Genomic DNA, 18,952 nt, shown 5'->3' with positions numbered 1-18,952 from the left:
TTCAACCCTTGCGAGCGTGGGCGCGCATGGCGTCCCATTGCTCGTCGGTCCAGTCCTGCATCGCGCGGAAGGTCGGGCCGCCAACACCCTGCATCCAGCGGCCGCCGTCGATCACGATCATGTCGCCTGTGATGTAGCCGGAGCCATTGGACGCCAGATACGCGTAGAGATTGGCAAGTTCCGCGTGATCGCCGAAGCGCCTCAGCGGTACCGAGCGCTCCTGCGGCTCGACCTGCGAGCCCGGCGGGTACAACTGCTCCCATGCGCCCGGCGTCGGGAACAGTCCGGGCGCCACCGCGTTCAGGCGAATGCCCTTCGGGCCCCACTCGACCGCAAGGCTGCGGGTCATGGCGAGAATACCCGCCTTCGCGGCCGCGGACGGCACGGTAAAGGCCGAGCCGGTCATCGTGGGCGTCGATACGGTACTGATCACGTTGCCCGGGTGACCCGCGTCGATCCAGCGCTTGCCCGCCGCGATCGTGCAATAGAAGCTGCCGTGCAGCACGATGTCGAGCACCGCATCCACCGCCCGCGCCGACAGGCTTTCCGTGCGCGCGATGAAGTTGGCCGCCGCGTTGTTCAGCAATACGTCGAGCGGACCATCCCGCCAGATGGTCTCCATCATCGACTCGACGGACTCGGCGCTGCGCACGTCCGCCTGCACCGTCGTGACACGCGCGCCAGGCACGACGCCGCGAAACTCGTCGGCCGTTGCGTCCAGCACTTCCTTGCGGCGACCGCAGATGACGAGATCGGCGCCCAGTTCGAGGTAGCGCAGGCCGATACTCTTACCAAGGCCGGTGCCTCCCCCGGTGATGAGGATTCTTTTGTTCTTCAGCAGGTCAGGCGTAAACATATGCGTTGAACTTCCAGTAGGGACAGCAACGGAGAATGGCGGCGTCAGGCACCCGTGAAAACCGGCTTGCGTTTTTCCATGAAGGCCGTCACCGCCTCCGCGTGGTCGCTCGTTTGACGGGTCAGCGGATTGAGGTCAGTTTCGAGGCGGCATGCGTCTTCGATCGAATTGCCCGCATTGACGAGGCTCGCCTTCAGGAGTGCCAGCGTCACTGGCGGATAGCTCGCGAAGCGCGCCGCGGCCTCGATCGCCGCATCGAGCGCGCCGCCGCTCGCGACCACCTCGCTGACCAGGCCGATGCGGCGCGCCGTGGCCGCGTCGATGACATCGCCTTTCAGCATCAACTCACGCGCCTTGCTGCCGCCGACCTTTTGCGGCAGCGTCCATAGAATTCCAGTGTCGGGAAGCAGTCCGACCTTGCCGAACGCACATGAGTACTTCGCGGTATCGGCACCGACCACGACATCGCATGCAGCCGCCAGCGACAGCCCCGCTCCATAGCACGTGCCCTCCACCGCCGCGACGACCGGCTTCGTGCCCGTATAAATCAGCTTGAACAGACGCACGCCCACCGCGATACGCTCACGAAGCGCCAGCAACTGTAGAGTGGTCGCGTGCATTTCGGACAGGTCGCCGCCCGCGCAAAAATGGCCGCCCGCGCCTGTCAGCACAATGGCGCGCGTTCGCGGATCGTCGTGCATCAGCCGGTGCAAGACCTCGGTCAGCGCAACGCGCATCCTCATGGAGAACGCGTTGCGGCGCTCGGGATAGTTCATCGTGACAATGGTCACGTCGCCTTGACGGCGCACCTGCACGACCTCGTCGGCGCCCGCGGCATTTTCCTTCTGCTCGATACTCATCGCATTGCTCCCCGCGCTCACTCACCCGTGAAGACCGGTTCGGTCTTTTCCATAAACGCCTTGCAGGCAGCCTGATGGTCTTTCGACTGACGCAGGATGGGCTGATAGTCGATCTCGGCTCGCAGCGCGCCTTCCATGGTCGTCGCCGCGTTGGTCAGCGCGTCCTTCAGCAGCGCCACGCCGAGCGGCGGCAAGTCGGCAAGACCGCGCGCAACTTCGATTGCCTTTGCGCGCGCGGTACCCGGCCCGACGACTTCGTTGGCAAGGTGAATCGCTCCGGCCTTGTCGCCGTCGATTTCAGTGGCGAGCGAGAGCATCTCCCTCGCGCGAGCCATGCCGATGCGCTTCGGAAGCGTCCACAGAATACCGGTGTCCGGAATCAGGCCGACGCGCAGAAACGCCGCGCAAAAGCGTGCGTTCGATGCAGCCACGACATAGTCGGTCGCGACCGCGAGCGACAGCCCGGCGCCGAAGGCTACGCCTTCCACGGCCGCCACGACCGGCTTGGGTCCCGCCTGCATTTCACGCACTACCACGCACGACTCCGCCAGAATCTCGCGGCTTTGCAGGATCGTGCGCTTCGTCATCTCGGAGATGTCGGCGCCGGCGCAAAAGTGCTCGCCCGCGCCCGTCAGGACGATTGCCCGCGAGTCCGGATCGTCGACCATCAGCCGATGCATCGTGTCGCGCAACAACTGACGCATCTGACGTCCCATCGCGTTGCGGCGCCGGGGATTGTTTAGCGTCACGATCGCGACCGGTCCCTCGCGGGTCACCTCGATCAGCGACGTCGTATCGTTTTCTGCCGTTTCTCTTTCGCTCATGTTGGCTTCCTTCAGTCGGCCACGAACACCGGCTTGCGCTTTTCCATGAAGGCGCGCACGGCCTCCTGGTGTTCGCGGCTGCGGCGCAGGATGGGCTGCAGGTTGACTTCCGCTTCGATGGCGTCGTCGAGCGTACGGATGCCCGTCGCGAGCGCGGCCTTCAGGTGCGCGGTGGCCACCGTGGGCAGTTCCGCGTACTGTTGCGCCACCTTCGAGGCCGCGTTCAGCGCCTCGCCAGGCTCGACGACCTGATTGGCAAAACCGGTCTCGCCCGCTTCGACGCCGTTGAACTCCCGGGCACTCAGCATGAGCTCGCGTGCAAGGCCGCCGCCCACGCGCTGCGACAACGACCAATAGAGCCCCGTATCGGGCAGCAGCCCGACCTTGACGAACGCGCTCGCATAGCGCGCGGCCGATGACGTGACGACGTAATCGCAAGCAGCGGCGAGCGACAGACCAGCGCCAAACGCAAACCCTTCGACGGCGGCGACGATCGCTTTCGGGCCTTCCACCATCAGTCTGAATATATCGAGCGGCAGTTCATTGCGCTGTCGATATTCGAGCACCTTGCGCGTCTGCATCTCCGATATGTCCCCACCCGCGCAAAACGTATTGCCCGCGCCGGTCAGTACGATCGCACGGCAGGCTTCCTCATGATGCATCAGGCGATAAAGCTGCGCGTACAACGTCTCGCGCATCTTTAGCGAAAACGCGTTTCGCCGTTGGGGATAGTTCAATGTGACGATCGCGATTGCACCGTCTTGCCGGACCTGTACGATCTCTGCTGCATCGCTGCTGGTCTCTTCGCTCATCTGTCCGTCTCCTGTCGATCGGGGTTGGCGCTTTAGCGCTTACTCCGATCCCATGCAAAGCTGTCGACAGTGACCCTGGCGGGCGGCGTGTCTCACAGCGTGTCTTTACAGGGTTTCCTGCGTCCCGAGAATCACCGTGGCCTGGCTCGAGAGCACACCACCGTTACCGTGCGCGATCGCCAGTTTCGCACCGGGTATCTGGCGCTCACCAGCGCGGCCCGTCAATTGCCGCATCGATTCTTCCATCAGGAACAGCCCATACATGCCGGGGTGAACGCACGACAAACCCCCGCCGTTCGTATTGACCGCGAGCCGGCCGCCCGGTGCGATGCCGCCGTCCGAAACGAAGCGGCCGCCTTCGCCTTTAGGGCAAAAGCCGAGGTCTTCGAGAAACAGAATGGTGTTGATCGTGAAGGCGTCGTACAGCATCGCGACGTCGATATCGTTCGCCTTCACGCCCGCCATTTGATACGCACGCCTGCCCGATTCCGCTGCGGCAGTCACCGTGAGATCCGGCATGCTCGCGATTTCGCGGTGCGAAGTGGCCGAAGCCGCGCCGAGCAGATACACCGGCTTGTCGGTGAGATCACGCGCTCGATCGGCGCGCACCATGACGATCGCTGCCGCGCCATCCGTCACGAGGCAGCAATCGCGCACGGAAAGCGGATCCGACACGAGGCGCGCGCCCATCACGTCGTCGATCGACAGGGGCGTGCGCATATACGCATCCGGATTCAGTTGCGCCCACTTGCGCGCGGCGACGGCCACCTCGGCCAGATGCTCACGCTTCGTGCCGTACTGATGCATATGACGCGCCGCCGCAAGCGCATACGACGACACCGGATTCATCGGCTTATACGGGCTCTCCCACGGCGAAGGACGCGACGACTGCACGAGCTTGCCCGCCGCGCTGCGCTGATTGCTCCCATATGCAATCAAGGCAACATCGATCTGTCCCGTACACAACGCCATGGCCGCCGTGTGCGCGTAGATTTCGAACGCCGATCCGCCGCTTCGGTTGTTGTCGGTGAACTTCGGGTTAATACCGAGGTATTCGGCAAACGTGAGACCCGACAGCATGTCGTCCGGCGTGCACACGAAAAGGCCGTCTACATCGCCAGGCGTAAGTCCCACCTGGGCGAGCGCGTCAACGGACGCACGCGCAGCAAGGTCCAGCGACGACAAGCCAGGTGCTTCCCCCATCCCATAGGTGGCGCCTGCCACCAGTGCGGTACGCCCGCGCAAGTTGAATTCCATTCGATCTACCTTTCATCGGTGTGACCGGCTGTTGACGGCCGGCTGCGGGTTAGCGGGCGTCAGGCTGGTTCGAACACAAGCAATGCCGCATCCCCTCGGTACACGATCTTCGCCTGCACCGGCATGCCAATGCGCACGGCCTCCGGCTCGATGCCCTCCACACAACTCAGCATGCGCACACCTTCTTCCAGATCGATCACTGCGACGTTGTAGCTGGGCGTGGGCGATTTCTGGCGCACCACGGTAGTGGAATAAACCGTGCCCTTCCCGCAGGCTTCGACCCACTCCAGATCGCGCATCCCGGTAACCGGCTCAGCCACCCGCGGGTAGAAGACATAGCGGCCGCTGCCGCGGCTGCGCTGGATCATCAAGCGGCCCTCGGCCAGGAATTTCTGATAATCGACTTCAGGACAAAGAGAGTCCATTCCCCGCTCCTCCAAATCGTTTTGCCATGGGCTCGCGCCGAATCGAGCCGCTCTGTCGGGCCAAAATGGAACAAATAACCGAACACTGTTCCAAATCTTAAACGCACTGGGAGCGCGCTGTCAACGGCGGGAAAGCCCTGCCGCGCCCCGCCGCGCAAGGCTGAAACTACATCCCGACCAAATTTTCGACGCACCTCGGACAAACCCGCGGGAGCCGGTTTCAGCGCTTGACGATCACCTGACCCTTCGTTTAATTTATCGAACATTGTTCATAAACGTGAAGACTTCGAATGTGATCAGGAAGTGGTCGGCGGGGGCGACGTATCCCCACTCCGGAGACGAATCCGGGGGGCCGGCCCGAAAAAACCGTAAGCAAGAGAGCTCGAAGTGACATACGAACTAACAGACGACCAGCTTCAGATCCGCGACCTCATCCGTCGCGTCGCAAGGGAGCGCGTGGCGCCGCGGGCCGACGAGATCGACCGTACGGCCGGGTATCCGCACGACATGTACGCACTGCTCAAGGAACTGGGCCTCTTCACGTTGCCGTTTCCCGAAGCGTACGGCGGCGCCGGGAGTTTGATGTCGGCCTGCATCGCCGTCGAGGAGTTCGGGCGGGTTTGCTACAACACGGGCTATCTGCTGGTCGTGCAATGGACACCGTTCGGAGCCATTCTTGAAGGCGGCACGGAAGAGCAGAAGGCCCGCCTTCTGCCGGGGCTCGCCTCCGGTGACTTACGCGGTGCTCTCTCCATTACCGAAGCGCAAAGCGGCTCCGACGTTTCGGGCATTCGCACGACAGCGCGCCGCAAGAACGGCGGCTATGTGCTCAACGGCTCCAAGATCTGGTGCACGAATTCGCATATCGCCGACTTCATTCTCGTCGCCGCCAGGACGCTCGACGAGGAAGGACAGGCGCTGGGGATCAATCTTTTCATCGTCGATCGCAACACGCCGGGCCTGACGATCGGCAACGAAGAAGACAAGATGGGCGCGCGCGGCGTGGCGTCGTGCCCCCTTTATTTCGACGATACCTTCATCCGCGCGGAAGACCGTCTCGGGCCGGAAGGCGGCCAGGGGTTCAAGGTGGCAATGGAGGCGCTCAACACGAGCCGTCCCATCGTGGCCGCGCGCGCGGTTGGCATCGCGCAGGGCGCGATCGATCACACCGTCAAATTCATTCAGGACCGCGTTGCATTCGGCCAGAGCATCAGCAACTTTCAGGGTGTGCGCTGGATGATCGCTGACATGGTCACCCAGACCGAGGCCGCGCGCCAACTCGTCTATCGCACGGCGTCGCTCGTCGATGCGGGCGTTAGCGGCCGTGAACTCGCCCCAATGGCGGCGATGGCGAAGATGTTCGCGTCGGATGTCGCCATGAAGGTCGCGACCGATGCCGTGCAGCTATTCGGCGCCGCAGGCATCTCCAACGAGTACCCGATCAACCGTTATTTCCGCGACGCGAAGGTGGTGCAGATCATCGAAGGCACCAACCAGATCCAACGCAACATCGTCGCGGACAGCGTGCTGGGCCGCATCAGGAAGAACTGACAACGACAGCTCAGCTAACAGCCGAGCCGACAACGACAGAGGACAGGCAATGGAAGAAATCGAAACGGTTGGTCTGGGAATTCACTGGGAGGACCTGCCCGTTGGACGCAAATTCAAGACCGTGGGCCGCACGGTGACCGAAACGGATGTCGTGAATTTTGTTTCGGTGACAGGCATGCTGGAAGTTCTGTTCACCAACACCGAGTTTCTTCGCGAGCAGTCGGCCATCAAGGGGCGCGTCGCGCCGGGCGCGCTGGTCTTCACGCTGATGGAAGGGCTGCTCACGCAGGCCACCATGCAGGGCGTCGGCTTCGCGTTCCTCAACATGGAACTCGACATCAAAGGCCCGACCTATGTGGGCGACACGATTCACGTGGAATGCGAGGTGATCGAATGCAGGCCTAGCAAGGGGCGCCCCGGACTTGGGCTGGTGCGCACCCGCAACCGCGTGATCAGGCAGGACGGCACGGAAGTGATGGTGTACACGCCGCTCAGACTCGTTAAAGGCAAGGGATACAAGGCCTGAGCATGGAAAATCCCCAACAACCCCTGGAACCGGCGACCGGCCCGTTAGCCGGTGTCCGCGTGATCGACCTGACCATCAACGTGCTCGGTCCGGTCGCCACGCAGCTACTCGGCGACATGGGCGCGGACGTCATCAAGATCGAACCGCCCGAAGGCGACCAGAACCGCAAGAATGGCCCTGGCCGCAATCCCGACATGGCAGTGTTCTATACGATCATGAACCGCAACAAGCGCAGCGTGATCCTGAACCTGAAGCAGGCCGAATGCCGCGAAGCGCTGCTCAAGCTCGTCGAGACCGCCGACGTCATCGTGCACAGCATGCGCCCGAGTGCCGCCGAGCGCCTCGGCATCGACTATGAAACCGTGCGGGCGCGCAACCCACGCATCGTGTACGCGTCGGGTGCCGGCTATCGAATCGACGGACCCTACAAGGACCGCCCCGCTTTCGACGACGTGATTCAGGGCGAAACCGGCATTGCCGCGATGAACCGCGACGCGGACGGCTCGCCGCGGTACTTCCCCACCGTGATCGTCGACAAGTTCTGCGGCTACGTGCTGGCGTCGTCGATCGGCATGGCGCTCTATCACCGCGAGCGGACCGGTGTCGGCCAGCTCGTCCATGTGCCGATGTTCGAAACAATGCTGCAATTCAATCTTTTCGAGCATCTTTGGGAAGGTGCGCTGGGCTCCAATGACGGAACCGGCCTGGGCTATCCGCGCATGTTCTCGCCGCACCGCCGGCCCTACGCGACAAAAGACGGGCATATCTGCCTGCTCGCCGTGAATAACGAGCAATGGCGCCGCGTGCTGTGCGCAATCGATGCAGCGCATCTGCTCGACGACCCGCGCTTTCACCACATGGCCGAGCGTATGCGCAACATCAGCGAGCTGTATCGCATCGTCGGCGACGCCATCCGCAACAAGACGACTGCGGAATGGAATGCGATCTTCGCCTCGGCAGACGTGCCGCACGGTCCCGTGCGCGACCTGAAAGACCTGATGCACGACGCGTACATCAAGGAGACCGGGTTCTTCCAGCGCTTCGAGCACCCGACCGAAGGCGACATGGTCATGACCTCGATACCGGTGCACTTCTCCGAGTCGCCCGGCAACGTTCGCTATCTGCCGCCGAATCTCGGCGAGCACAGCATCCAGGTTCTGGTCGAAGCGGGATATAGCGCGGACGAAGCGAGCGCGCTCCTCGCCCGGGCCACAGGAAGGGGCGAAGCCGTATCGGAAGCGCTGAGCAAGGATTAACTGGCGCGACAGCGCCTCGCACATCACGGAGGGAATCAATGAAGGGGCTCAAGGAGAAGGTCGTCGTCGTCACTGGCGCGGCAGGTGGGATCGGAACCGCCATCAGCAGACGATTCGGCGACGAAGGTTCGACCGTCGCGTTGTTCGACCTGAACGAAGAAGGCGCCGTGCGTGTCGCGGCGGAAATCGAGGCGGCGGGCGGCAAGGCGCGAGCCTACCGCGTCGACATCACGGATCACGAAGGTGTGCATGCCGCGGTGGCGAGAGTCGAGGAAGAACTGGGACCGATCGAGGTTCTCGTGAACAACGCCGGCTGGGACATGGGTGCGTTCTTCCTGCAAACCGAGAAGCCGTTCTGGGACAAGGTGGTGGCGATCAATCTGTACGGACCGCTGAACATGCACCATGCCGTGCTGCGACGGATGGCCGAACGCGGCCGTGGCCGCGTCGTCAACATCTCGTCGGATGCGGGACGCGTGGGCTCCTCGATGGAAGCGGTGTACTCGTTCTGCAAAGGCGGCCTCATCGCCTTCACGAAGACGATGGCACGCGAAATGGCCCGCCAGATGATTCCCGTCAACGTCGTTTGCCCCGGCCCGACCGCGACCCCGCTTCTCGACAACCTCGCGCAGGGCGAGAAAGGCGAGCGCATCAAGGCCGCCCTCGTGAAGGCCGTGCCGTTCGGCCGCATGGGCGAACCTGGCGACATCCCGGGGGTGGTGGCCTTTCTCGCGAGTGACGACGCCGCGTTCATCAGCGGTCAGGTCATCAGCGTGTCGGGCGGTCTGACGATGGCTGGATAAACGGCTCCGCGAACGCAATCAACCAACAACATTGGAATACGACATGGAATTCAAGGACATCGGCTATCAGGAGGCGGACGGGGTCGCGACGATCACCATCAATCGCCCGAAGGTGTACAACGCATTCAGCGCCAACACCGTTGAGGAGCTCATCAAGGCCTTCGGCCTCGCGGGATGGAACAAGGATATCGGCGTCGTGGTGCTCACGGGCGCCGGCGACAAGGCGTTCTGCACCGGCGGCGACCAGTCCGGCGACGGCTACACCGGGCGCGGCACCGTCGGTCTGCCGATCGAGGAACTGCAAAGCATCATCCGCGACATTCCGAAGCCCGTGATCGCACGCGTGAACGGCTATGCAATCGGCGGCGGCAACGTGCTGGTGACGCTCTGCGATCTCGCCATCGCTGCCGAGACCGCGGTCTTCGGTCAGGTCGGCCCGAAGGTCGGGTCGGTCGATCCGGGCTTCGGCACCGCCTACCTCGCGCGCATCGTCGGCGAGAAGCGCGCGCGCGAAATCTGGTACCTGTGCCGCAAATACAGCGCGAAACAGGCGCTCGACTGGGGTCTCATCAACGCCGTCGTGCCCGCGGAACAACTCGACGCCGAAACGAAGAAGTGGTGCGACGAGATTCTGCAGATGAGCCCCACCGCTATTGCGCTCGCCAAGCGCTCGTTCAATATCGATACCGAGAACATCCGCGGCATCGGCGCGTTCGCGATGCAGGCGCTTGCGATGTACTACGACACCGACGAATCGAAGGAAGGCGGCAATGCGTTCCGCGAAAAGCGCAAGCCGGAGTTTCGCAAGTACGTGAAGTGACCGGCGGAAATGCCCGCAGGGCGACGCTCAGCGTCGGCGTCGCCCTTTGCGCATACGCGCGCCGAAGTTCAGTATTTGCGGAAGTTCACGCCGACACGCGTGCCAAGCCCCGGGAGCCGGTTCAGTGTCAACATGAGAACCGTTCCGTCACTCTGCACGCCGAGCAGATCGGTTGCTTTCGCGTTCATGGCAATGCCTCGAAAGGGTTCACGCCGCCGCGACCAATGCCTCGTGCTGAATCTGGCGTGCGTAGCGATTCAGGTGATAGTCCGCGTTGCCGAACAATGCGTCGAGCACCAGATGACGGCGATAGTGATGGCCCACCTTGTATTCATCCGTGATGCCGTAGCCACCGTGCAACTGGATACCCTGTTGCGTGACGAACTTCGCGCTACGAGTGGTCTGTGCCTTGCAGCCCGAGATTTCGACGCTCCGGTTCTCCCTGTCGTCGCTGATAGAGAGCAACGCACGGTGCAGTGTTGCGCGCGCCTGCATCGCTTCGATCGCCATGTCGGCCATCCGGTGTTGCAGCGCCTGGAAGCTGCCAATCGCCACCCCGAACTGCCTGCGCGTTTTCAAGTACTCCGACGCGAGCTCGATAGCGTCTTCCATATCGCCCACCAGTTCGGCACAGATCGCAACGACCGCTTCGTCAACGGCGGCCTGCAGTCCTTCGAACGCTCGCCCAGCCTCACCCAGAACATTCGATTCTGCGACGATCACACCATCGAGCAGCAAGTCGGCAGATGGCGTGCCGTCGAGCAACGCGCAAGTCTTCAGCGTCACGCCTGCCTGCTTCGGATCGACGACGAAAACCCCGATGCCGTCCGTAGCATCGGCTGCACCCGCCGCGCGAGCGACGACGAGCAGACGGTCTGCAACGGGCGCTCCAACCACGAGCGTCTTATAGCCGTCCAGCCGCCACGACCCGTCCTCTGTCTTCTTCGCGGTGGCCGTCACGTAATGCACCTGACCCCGCGCTTCACGTTCACTTTGCGCGACTGCATAGACAGTCTCGCCCGAAACGATCTCGCCAAGTATCGCCTCGCGCTGCCCGTCTCGCCCGCAGCGCGTGACAAGTGACGCAGGAAACACACCACACATCACGTATGGCTCCAGCACCAGCGCGCGCCCGATCTGCTCGGCCACGATGGCGCTTTCGACTGACGAGAAACCGAGCCCGCCCAATTCATCCGGCACCGCGACACCGAGCCAACCCATTTCGCCGAAGGTACGCCACGTCTCGCGCGAAAATCCGCCTCCTTGCGAAGCAAGATTGCGACGATGTTCGAACGTATAGCTCTTTTGCAAGAAGCGTTGCGCGCTTTCCTGCAACATCCGCTGTTCGTCGCTCAACTCGAAGTCCATGCTGCACCCTCTTTATGCCGGCAATTGATGCGATCCCACGTCTCGGGGATCGAAGACCGTTCGTGACTCGATACGGCGTCAAAGATCGAACAGTGCTTTGGCGATGATGTTTCGCTGAATTTCGGCCGTCCCGCCATAGATCGAGCAAGCCCGCCGATAGAAGACCTCTGCCGCCAGGCCTGGCGCGTATTCAGGTCCGATGAACTGGGCCTCGCGCAGCTCTCGCTCTTCATTCGGATGGGGATAGAACACGGCGCCGTAATCGCCGATCACCTCCAGCAGCATCTCCGTGAGCTTCTGATGGAGTTCGGATCCGCGCACTTTGAGCATGGATCCGATCGCCATACCGCCACTGCGCTCGTCTATCCCTTGATGCAGGATTTTCTGCACCGCCATGTCGATAGCGCGAACCTCCAATTCGTGCTGCGCCAAACGTGCCGCAAACGTCGGATCCCGGATCAATGGCTTGCCGGCCATCCGTTCGCGCGAGGCGTAGTGCCGGATCTTGCGCAGATAGCGCTTGAGGGCAGGCGCTTCAGCGCCAAGAAACGCCCGCTCGTTAAAGAGCAGAAACTTGGTGTATCCCCACCCCTTGTTGACCTCGCCGATAAGGTTTTCAGCGGGCACGCGCACGTTGTCGTAGAAGACTTCCGCCAGGTGATGGCAGCCATCGAGCGACGCGATCGGCCGCACGGTAACGCCCGGCGACGACATGTCGAGCAGCAGGAAGGAAATGCCCTTTTGTGGCTTCGCTTCGCTATCCGTGCGGACCAGCACGAAATTCCATTGACCGTAGGCGCCGAAGCTGGTCCAGATCTTCTGTCCATTGACGATGTAGTGATCTCCATCGCGAACCGCCGTCGTACGTAGCGATGCAAGATCGGAACCCGAGCCCGGCTCTGAAAAACCCTGTACCCAGAACACTTCACCACGCTGGATAGGAGGAAGAAAGCGCCGCTTCTGCTCTTCGTTGCCAAACTCGCAAATCACGGGTCCGACGAGCGACACGCCCGCCTGATTCTGTATCGGTGCGCCTGCCAGATAGCATTCTTCCTCGAAGATGTAACGCTGCATCGCGGTCCACCCCGTGCCGCCGTCAGCAACCGGCCAATGCGGCACTGACCAGCCGTGCGTTTCGTGCAAGATGCGAGTCCAGCGCTGTGAATCGTCGTCACCTGCCAGAAAGCCCTGCTGCCCGCGAAAGGCGAGGTCGGCCGGCAAATGCTCGTTGAGGAACGCACGAACTTCTTTGCGGAACGCGATGTCCGCGGGATCTACGCGAAAATCCATGGTTTAGCTTCCAGCGTTTTCAGTACGTTGAACCGCGGCGCGCGCCTCGATCTGCGCCCGCTGCTGCGCCAGCGTTGCCGACCAATGTGCGCGGCGTGGGCGGCACGCAATAAAGCTCGTCCACGACAGCGCGCCGTCGCTCGAGCACATTGCGTTGGCTGATTGCGCTCTTTGCACTCAATTCGCCGTTATCGAGCGTCGGCTGCTCGCTTTCGAGCACGATGCGCGCAATGCGCGTAGAGCTGCCGCCAGGACGCGCGGCGAGCTGGTCGAGTCCGGTCTGGAAGAACGCGCGCACGCCGCGGCTGTTGATGATCTGGTCGGCGCCCGGCATCGGATCGTGAAGGTCGTCGCAAAGCGCACGGCACGCTTCGATGTCAGGGAAGACGAGCGCGCTCAGGTAGTCGCGGTCGTGCCCGGCAATCACGATATCCCGCGCATACGGGCCCAACACGTTCAGCGCGTACAGTCGCAACTCGGCGACGTTCACCCAAGTGCCCGAGGACAGCTTGAAATTTTCCGCAATGCGTCCGTCGAAGCGCAGTCCCAGTTCGAGGCGCTGCGGGTCGATGAACGTTGCTGCGTCACCGGAGCGGAAATAGCCTTCCTCGTCGAACGCGGCGGCGGTGCGCTCGGGATCTTTCCAATAGCCGGGCGTCACACAGTCGCCGAGGAAACGGATTTCCAGCTTCGCGCCGACCGGCGCCACCTTCACTTTGACGCCGGGCACGGGCAACCCCGCAATCGCTTCCCGTCGCGGATCCCAGGCCGCCGATAGCGGCGTTGGGCCTGCTTCCGTGCTGCCGATGCCCGACATGATGAGCACACGCTGGCCGATGGTACGCACCGCGAGCTCGTCGAGTTGAGCCCAGATGTATTTCGGCAGACTTGCGCCGCCGTAGTAGATGAGCGCGAGTTTGCTAAAGAATTTCTCGCGCAGTGCCTTGTCCGCCTGCAGATGCGGAATGAGCGAGGCCAACCCTTGCGGCGTATTGAGGTAGACCGCCGGCGCGATTTCACGCAATGCCTGCACCGTTGGGCCAATTTCCTCCGGCGTTGGCTTGCCTGGGTCCAGGTAGTAAGTCCCCCCGCCGTACAGCACCATGCCGAAGTTATGCGTGCCGCCAAAGGTGTGATGCCAGGGCAGCCAGTCGACGAGATCCGATGGCCCGTCCTGAAGAAACGCGAACACCTGGGCGACTTGCTGTCGATTGCTGCACAACATGCGCTGCGAATAGATCACGCCTTTCGGTGCGCCTGTCGTTCCCGAAGTAAACATGATCTTGCCCACCGTATCCGGGCCGACTGCCTTGAACGCCTTGTCGACGTCGGCTGTAACCGGCGTCTTCAGCCACTGCGCGACGCGCGAACCGCCACGACCCTCCGGCAACGGACCGACGACGACACATTCCACGTCGCCGAACACCTCACGCAATGCGCGGCCATACTGCGCGCCGTCCTCCGCGAAGACGAGGCCGGGCGTGCATACGGCCGCGAGTTGCCTGAGCTTCGAAAAGTCCTGCGATAACAGCGAATACGCGGGCGTCACCGGGATATAGGGAATCCCGACGTGCAATGCGGCGAGCGCGAAGAGCGCGTGTTCAAAGCTTCGATCGGAAAGAATCATCAACGGACGAGACGGCGACAATCCTCGATCGAGCAGCGCCTGCCCCAGCGCACGCGCACCGTCGAACGCCTGCCGGTAGGTCAGAGACTCCCATGACTTGCCGTCCGGCGTCCGCCGCGCAAGCAACGCGCGCTCGGGCGTGACGCTCGCCCAGTGTTCGAGCCGCTCCGTCAAGCGGATCGGATACGCCTGGAGCGGTTCCTTCAGTTCATACACGACGCTTCCGTCTGGCCTTCGCTCGACGATGGCATCCATGCTGCCGACGCGAATCGGGCGAAACGGCACATCCATCAGGGCGTCGTGCGAAGCCGTACCTGCATCCATCTGAGTCGTCCTGTTGTTATCTGGCAAGTCATGTCCCGCGAGCGCTCGCATCGCCTTCCGATACCTGGAAATGTTGCGGGCCAAGTTCAACCAATAATTGAACGTCGATCATCTTGCTGAACCAGAATAACGCGAAATCCCAGCCACGTCTATCCGTTGTCACCCACAAGGAAGGCCTGATAGCACACACGCAATCTGGCGCGAATGACGTGCGCGATGTCCGGCACGATCGCAGCCTTGCGCATCGCGCAACAACGTGGACAGAAAACAAGAAATGCGCTACTTTCTGAACGCCATTCGTATTGTTAAACATGACACCGGATCGTAACCGATTACCGGAACCAAGGAGCCATCATGTCGGAAGAGGTTGTCGTCACCGCTGCCGTTCGCACCGCTATTGGAGACTTCGGTGGCGCGCTATCGAGCATTCCGCCCACGACGCTAGGCGCAACGGTCGTTCGCGCGCTGCTCGAGCGTTCGAATCTGCCGGGTAAAGAGGTGGGTCACGTGGTGTTCGGCAACGTGATCCATACCGAGCCTCGCGACATGTATCTCGCGCGCGTCGCCGCGATGGAAGGCGGCGTCAGCGCGGACGCACCGGCGCTGACGCTCAACAGGCTATGCGGCTCCGGCCTTCAGGCAATCATCTCCGCTGCGCAAGCCATCGCGCACGGCGACACGGAAATTGCGATCGGCGCTGGTGCAGAAAGCATGTCGCGCGCAGCATACGTTGCGAGCGGCGCGCGTTGGGGTTCGCGCATGGGCGACATCCGCCTGATCGACATGATGGTCGGTGCGTTGACCGATCCGTTCAGCGCTTGCCATATGGGCGTAACCGCAGAGAACGTCGCAAAGAAGTACGGCATTTCGCGCGACGACCAGGACCTGCTCGCCGTCGAATCGCACCGGCGCGCTGCGCAAGCTATTCATGACGGCAACTTCCGCGAGCAGATCGTGCCCGTAGCACTGCGCACGAAAAAGGGCGAAGCCGTTTTTGACACCGATGAGCATGTGCGGTCGGGCACGACCATCGCCGATCTCGCCAAATTGCGCCCGGCGTTCCAGAAAGACGGTACGGTGACGGCCGGCAATGCGTCGGGTCTCAACGACGGCGCGGCTGCAGTCCTGCTGATGGCCCGTCGCACCGCCGAACAACGGGGCCTTCGTCCGCTTGCGCGACTCGTTTGCTGGGCTCACGCGGGCGTCGATCCGCAATACATGGGCATCGGCCCGGTCCCTGCGACACGCAAGGTGCTGCAGCGCGCGGGTTTGACCGTCGCAGATCTCGATGTGATCGAAGCGAACGAGGCGTTTGCCGCTCAAGCTTGCGCCGTGGCGAAGGAGCTGGAATTCGACAGCGCTAAGGTCAACCCGAACGGATCGGGCATCGCGCTCGGCCATCCGATCGGCGCAACCGGCGCCGTCATTGCGGTCAAAGCCATTCACGAGTTGCATCGTTGCGGTGGGCGCTATGCGCTCGTGACAATGTGCATCGGCGGAGGTCAAGGCATCGCGGCCATCTTCGAGCGCATTTAGGGCTTCGCACAGCGTTATCCATTCAACCAGAGGGACAAACGTGGTACGCCCCGAACAACGACCCCGCTTCTGAGAAACGTGATGCGGTTGACCGCCAGCAACAGCGGCTTGATGACGGGCCCAGGCACGAATAGCTACATCGTCGGCACGGTGGCGACCGGCTTCATCGTGATCGATCCGGGGCCGGACGACCAGGCGCATCTTCAACGCATCTTCGCAGCTACGGGCGGCGCTATTCGAATGATCGTCTGCACGCACTCCCACGTGGACCACGCACCCGGGGCGAGGCCACTGCAGTCCATGTGTCCGCACCAGCCACCAGTCCTCGGTCGGTCGGCCGGGCCTGCCGACAGGGCAAGCCATCACTTCGTTCCGGACCGCGAATTGCTCGATGGCGATTTGCTGACACTTGCGCATGACGGCGAGACGCATCGATTGCTCGTCGTCTCGACACTGGGGCACGCAAGCAACCACGTGTGCCTGGTCCTTCTGGAAGACGGACTGCTATTCAGCGGCGATCACATTCTGAATGGCAGCACGACCATCATCGATCCTCCCGACGGCAACATGACGGCGTACCTTACGTCACTCGACCGGTTGAACGCGATTTGCACCGAACGTGACATCGACTTTATTCTGCCCGCCCATGGGTACGTGCTGGACCGACCGCATGACCAGATCGGCCGCCTCAAGGCACACCGTCTCGCCCGGGAAGCAAAGATCGCCGGCGCGGTAAAGGCACTGCCGACCGGTTCGATCGACGACTGGCTGCGTCTTGCTTATACCGATGTTCCCGAAAGGCTCTGGCCAGCGGCATCCCGGTCGCTGCTGGCGCATCTCGAACGACTCGACGAACAAGGTGGTCCGACTTCGCAGGCCTGATTGCGATCGTAATACATGCATCGGCTGCCGCGCCCGCTAAAACCGGGGGCGCGGTCAGCCTTGTTCGACGGCCGTCTTGTTGCGGACTCAGCTCTCTTCTACAAGCGCGGCCAGCCGGCCATGAATGAGTGCGCGCGCCTCGGCGACCATCCGACTCACGAGTTCCGCGCAGGTGGGAATGTCCTCGATAAGCCCGATTGCGAGGCCGGCCGGAAACGTTCCGTCTTCGGTGTCACCCGTCTCGTACACTCGCTTACCGCGCTCACCGCTCACGAGCGGCTTGAGATCCGCAAACGTCACCCCCTCTTTTTGCTCGAGTTCCAACACCTGCTCCGCTACCGAATTCCTGAAGATACGCGACGTGTTCTTCAGCGTGCGGAAGATCAACGCCGTATTGCGCTCGTCATGCTCTACGAGCCTGCGCTTGACGTTCTCGTGAATCGGCGCCTCCCGCGTTGCCATGAAGCGCGTACCCATATTGATCCCATCCGCGCCGAGCGCGAGCGCGGCGACCATGCCGCGCGCATCGGCAATGCCGCCTGACGCAAGCATCGGAATATGCAGTTTCGCGGCCGCGGCCGGCAACAGGATCAGATTGGGCACGTCGTCCTCGCCCGGATGTCCGGCGCACTCGAATCCGTCCACGCTCACGGCGTCGCAGCCCAACGCCTCCGCTTTCAGCGCATGACGCACCGACGTGCACTTGTGGATGACCTTGATTCCCGCAGCCTTGAATGCGGGCATATATGGCTCGGGATTGCGTCCCGCCGTCTCGACGATCTTCACACCGTTCTCCACGACCGCTTGCACGTACTCGTCGTACGGCACTGGCTTGATCGTCGGCAGAATGGTCAGGTTGACGGCGAACGGCTGATCCGTCATTGAGCGAACCCGAGCGATCTCGTTGCGCAGCGCCTCGGGCGTGGGCTGCGTCAGAGCGGTGATGGTGCCGAGCGCACCGGCGTTCGAGACGGCGGCGGCAAGTTCAGCGCGACCCACCCACATCATGCCCCCTTGAACAATGGGGTATCGAATCCCAAGCAGCTCTGTAATGCGCGTTTTCATGTGCTGATCCCTGTGTAAGTGCAACCTAATCTTTCGACCGGCAATGGTCGAAAGCCGCGTGCAAGATGCGCCGGTCGTTTGTATTTGCGAACACCGTGCAATTATATACACTTCATCCACATCACCGACACTCGTGTGCCGCACTCGCGGACGCCGATGCGATTGCACGAGGCATGAATGATCAGGAGAGTTGATGAACAAACGAGACAATCAGATTGGCGCCGAGGAAGCGTCGATTCGCCCCACGCGGGACCAGGCGGAAGAAGCCGTGCGCACGCTGATCCGATGGGCCGGTGACGATCCCGAAAGGGAAGGTCTCATTCAAACACCCGCACGGGTCGCGCGCGCGTACCGCGAGTTCTTCTCGGGCTATGACTCCGATCCGATGCAGATTCTCGCCACCACGTTTTCCGAAGTGGATGGCTACGACGAGATGGTGGTGCTAAAGGACATCCGTTTCGAGAGCTACTGCGAACACCATATGGTGCCCATCATCGGACGTGCGCACGTTGCCTACTTGCCCGAGCATCGCGTGGTCGGCATCTCCAAACTCGCCCGCCTCGTCGATGTCTATGCCAAGCGCCTACAGATTCAGGAGAAGATGACCGTTCAGATCGCCGATGCGCTGAACACCGTGCTCCAGCCGAAGGGAGTCGCTGTCATTCTCGAAGCTGCGCATCAGTGCATGAGTACGCGAGGCGTGCAAAAGCCCGGCGCATCGCTGGTGACGAGCCGAATGCTGGGCGCATTCCGTGACGATCCTTCCACTCGCCGCGAGTTTCTGTCGATTGTCGGTCACAGCACGATTGCGCCATTGCCCAATAGCTGAAAGCCAACGTCGGCTTCCTGCCGACGTTGGCTTTCATGGCA

17 protein-coding genes and 1 pseudogene are annotated in these 18,952 nt (G+C 62.3%); 8 read left to right on the top strand and 10 right to left on the bottom strand.

Annotated features, from left to right (window positions below; all coding sequences use genetic code 11):
• Position 1: 1 nt before the first annotated feature.
• The 6 genes from F6X40_RS32660 to F6X40_RS32635 form a co-directional block, all read right to left on the bottom strand.
• The gene (locus F6X40_RS32660) at positions 2-856 is read right to left on the bottom strand and encodes an SDR family oxidoreductase (RefSeq protein WP_184061961.1); all 855 of its coding nucleotides are present in this window, start codon (positions 854-856) and stop codon (positions 2-4) included.
• Between the two features lie 44 nt (positions 857-900).
• Entirely contained in the window at positions 901-1,716 is an 816-nt protein-coding gene (locus F6X40_RS32655) for an enoyl-CoA hydratase/isomerase family protein (RefSeq protein ID WP_187630661.1), read from the bottom strand.
• A 17-nt stretch (positions 1,717-1,733) separates the two neighbouring features.
• Positions 1,734-2,540 carry an enoyl-CoA hydratase/isomerase family protein gene (locus F6X40_RS32650; protein WP_187630660.1) on the bottom strand — a complete coding sequence of 269 codons (807 nt, stop codon included), beginning with the start codon at positions 2,538-2,540 and terminating at the stop codon, positions 1,734-1,736.
• A gap of 11 nt (positions 2,541-2,551) precedes the next feature.
• Positions 2,552-3,352: an enoyl-CoA hydratase/isomerase family protein gene (locus F6X40_RS32645; RefSeq protein WP_187630659.1), complete on the bottom strand. Its 801-nt coding sequence runs from the start codon at positions 3,350-3,352 to the stop codon at positions 2,552-2,554.
• A gap of 105 nt (positions 3,353-3,457) precedes the next feature.
• Positions 3,458-4,609, bottom strand: coding sequence for a thiolase (locus tag F6X40_RS32640; protein WP_187630658.1), 1,152 nt, complete (start codon positions 4,607-4,609; stop codon positions 3,458-3,460).
• Between the two features lie 59 nt (positions 4,610-4,668).
• Positions 4,669-5,034, bottom strand: a complete 366-nt coding sequence (locus F6X40_RS32635; protein ID WP_018425526.1) for a Zn-ribbon domain-containing OB-fold protein — start codon at positions 5,032-5,034, stop codon at positions 4,669-4,671.
• 387 nt (positions 5,035-5,421) lie between these two features.
• On the opposite strand from F6X40_RS32635, the gene F6X40_RS32630 reads away from it, so the two are divergent.
• Genes F6X40_RS32630 through F6X40_RS32610 form a run of 5 tightly spaced genes read left to right on the top strand, consistent with a single transcriptional unit; the run spans position 5,422 to position 9,990 of the window.
• Complete coding sequence (locus F6X40_RS32630) at positions 5,422-6,585, top strand: acyl-CoA dehydrogenase family protein (protein WP_187630657.1); 1,164 nt, start codon at positions 5,422-5,424, stop codon at positions 6,583-6,585.
• 49 nt (positions 6,586-6,634) lie between these two features.
• A complete protein-coding gene (locus tag F6X40_RS32625; protein WP_184064275.1) occupies positions 6,635-7,111 on the top strand; it encodes a MaoC family dehydratase in 477 nt (158 codons plus the stop codon).
• Between the two features lie 2 nt (positions 7,112-7,113).
• Positions 7,114-8,367, top strand: coding sequence for a CaiB/BaiF CoA transferase family protein (locus F6X40_RS32620; protein WP_184032199.1), 1,254 nt, complete (start codon positions 7,114-7,116; stop codon positions 8,365-8,367).
• A gap of 38 nt (positions 8,368-8,405) precedes the next feature.
• Positions 8,406-9,170 carry a glucose 1-dehydrogenase gene (locus tag F6X40_RS32615; protein ID WP_018425530.1) on the top strand — a complete coding sequence of 255 codons (765 nt, stop codon included), beginning with the start codon at positions 8,406-8,408 and terminating at the stop codon, positions 9,168-9,170.
• 43 nt (positions 9,171-9,213) lie between these two features.
• A complete protein-coding gene (locus F6X40_RS32610) occupies positions 9,214-9,990 on the top strand; it encodes an enoyl-CoA hydratase-related protein (protein ID WP_187630656.1) in 777 nt (258 codons plus the stop codon).
• 207 nt (positions 9,991-10,197) lie between these two features.
• Here F6X40_RS32610 and F6X40_RS32605 read toward each other — a convergent pair whose 3' ends face one another.
• The 3 genes from F6X40_RS32605 to F6X40_RS32595 form a co-directional block, all read right to left on the bottom strand.
• Positions 10,198-11,358 carry an acyl-CoA dehydrogenase family protein gene (locus tag F6X40_RS32605; protein ID WP_187630655.1) on the bottom strand — a complete coding sequence of 387 codons (1,161 nt, stop codon included), beginning with the start codon at positions 11,356-11,358 and terminating at the stop codon, positions 10,198-10,200.
• 78 nt (positions 11,359-11,436) lie between these two features.
• Positions 11,437-12,648 carry an acyl-CoA dehydrogenase family protein gene (locus F6X40_RS32600; RefSeq protein ID WP_187630654.1) on the bottom strand — a complete coding sequence of 404 codons (1,212 nt, stop codon included), beginning with the start codon at positions 12,646-12,648 and terminating at the stop codon, positions 11,437-11,439.
• Positions 12,649-12,667: 19 nt separating this feature from the next.
• Positions 12,668-14,599 (bottom strand): AMP-binding protein, encoded by a 1,932-nt coding sequence (locus F6X40_RS32595; protein ID WP_262421636.1) that lies wholly within the window; start codon positions 14,597-14,599, stop codon positions 12,668-12,670.
• A gap of 354 nt (positions 14,600-14,953) precedes the next feature.
• On the opposite strand from F6X40_RS32595, the gene bktB reads away from it, so the two are divergent.
• Both bktB and F6X40_RS32585 read left to right on the top strand, forming a co-directional pair.
• Entirely contained in the window at positions 14,954-16,135 is a 1,182-nt protein-coding gene (bktB, locus tag F6X40_RS32590) for a beta-ketothiolase BktB (protein WP_187630653.1), read from the top strand.
• Positions 16,136-16,195: 60 nt separating this feature from the next.
• Positions 16,196-17,017: pseudogene (locus F6X40_RS32585) on the top strand (MBL fold metallo-hydrolase); the annotation flags it as partial.
• An 87-nt stretch (positions 17,018-17,104) separates the two neighbouring features.
• Here F6X40_RS32585 and F6X40_RS32580 read toward each other — a convergent pair.
• Entirely contained in the window at positions 17,105-18,082 is a 978-nt protein-coding gene (locus tag F6X40_RS32580; protein WP_184050184.1) for an NAD(P)H-dependent flavin oxidoreductase, read from the bottom strand.
• Positions 18,083-18,275: 193 nt separating this feature from the next.
• Here F6X40_RS32580 and folE point away from each other — a divergent pair, with 193 nt between their 5' ends.
• Positions 18,276-18,911, top strand: a complete 636-nt coding sequence (gene folE, locus F6X40_RS32575; protein WP_187630652.1) for a GTP cyclohydrolase I FolE — start codon at positions 18,276-18,278, stop codon at positions 18,909-18,911.
• Positions 18,912-18,952 lie beyond the last annotated feature (41 nt).

This window comes from Paraburkholderia sp. UCT31 (assembly GCF_014397655.1).
Classification (GTDB): Bacteria; Pseudomonadota; Gammaproteobacteria; order Burkholderiales; family Burkholderiaceae; genus Paraburkholderia; species Paraburkholderia tuberum.
The sequence above is the reverse complement of the archived record's forward strand: the minus strand, read 5'-3'. Positions and strand labels throughout refer to the sequence as shown.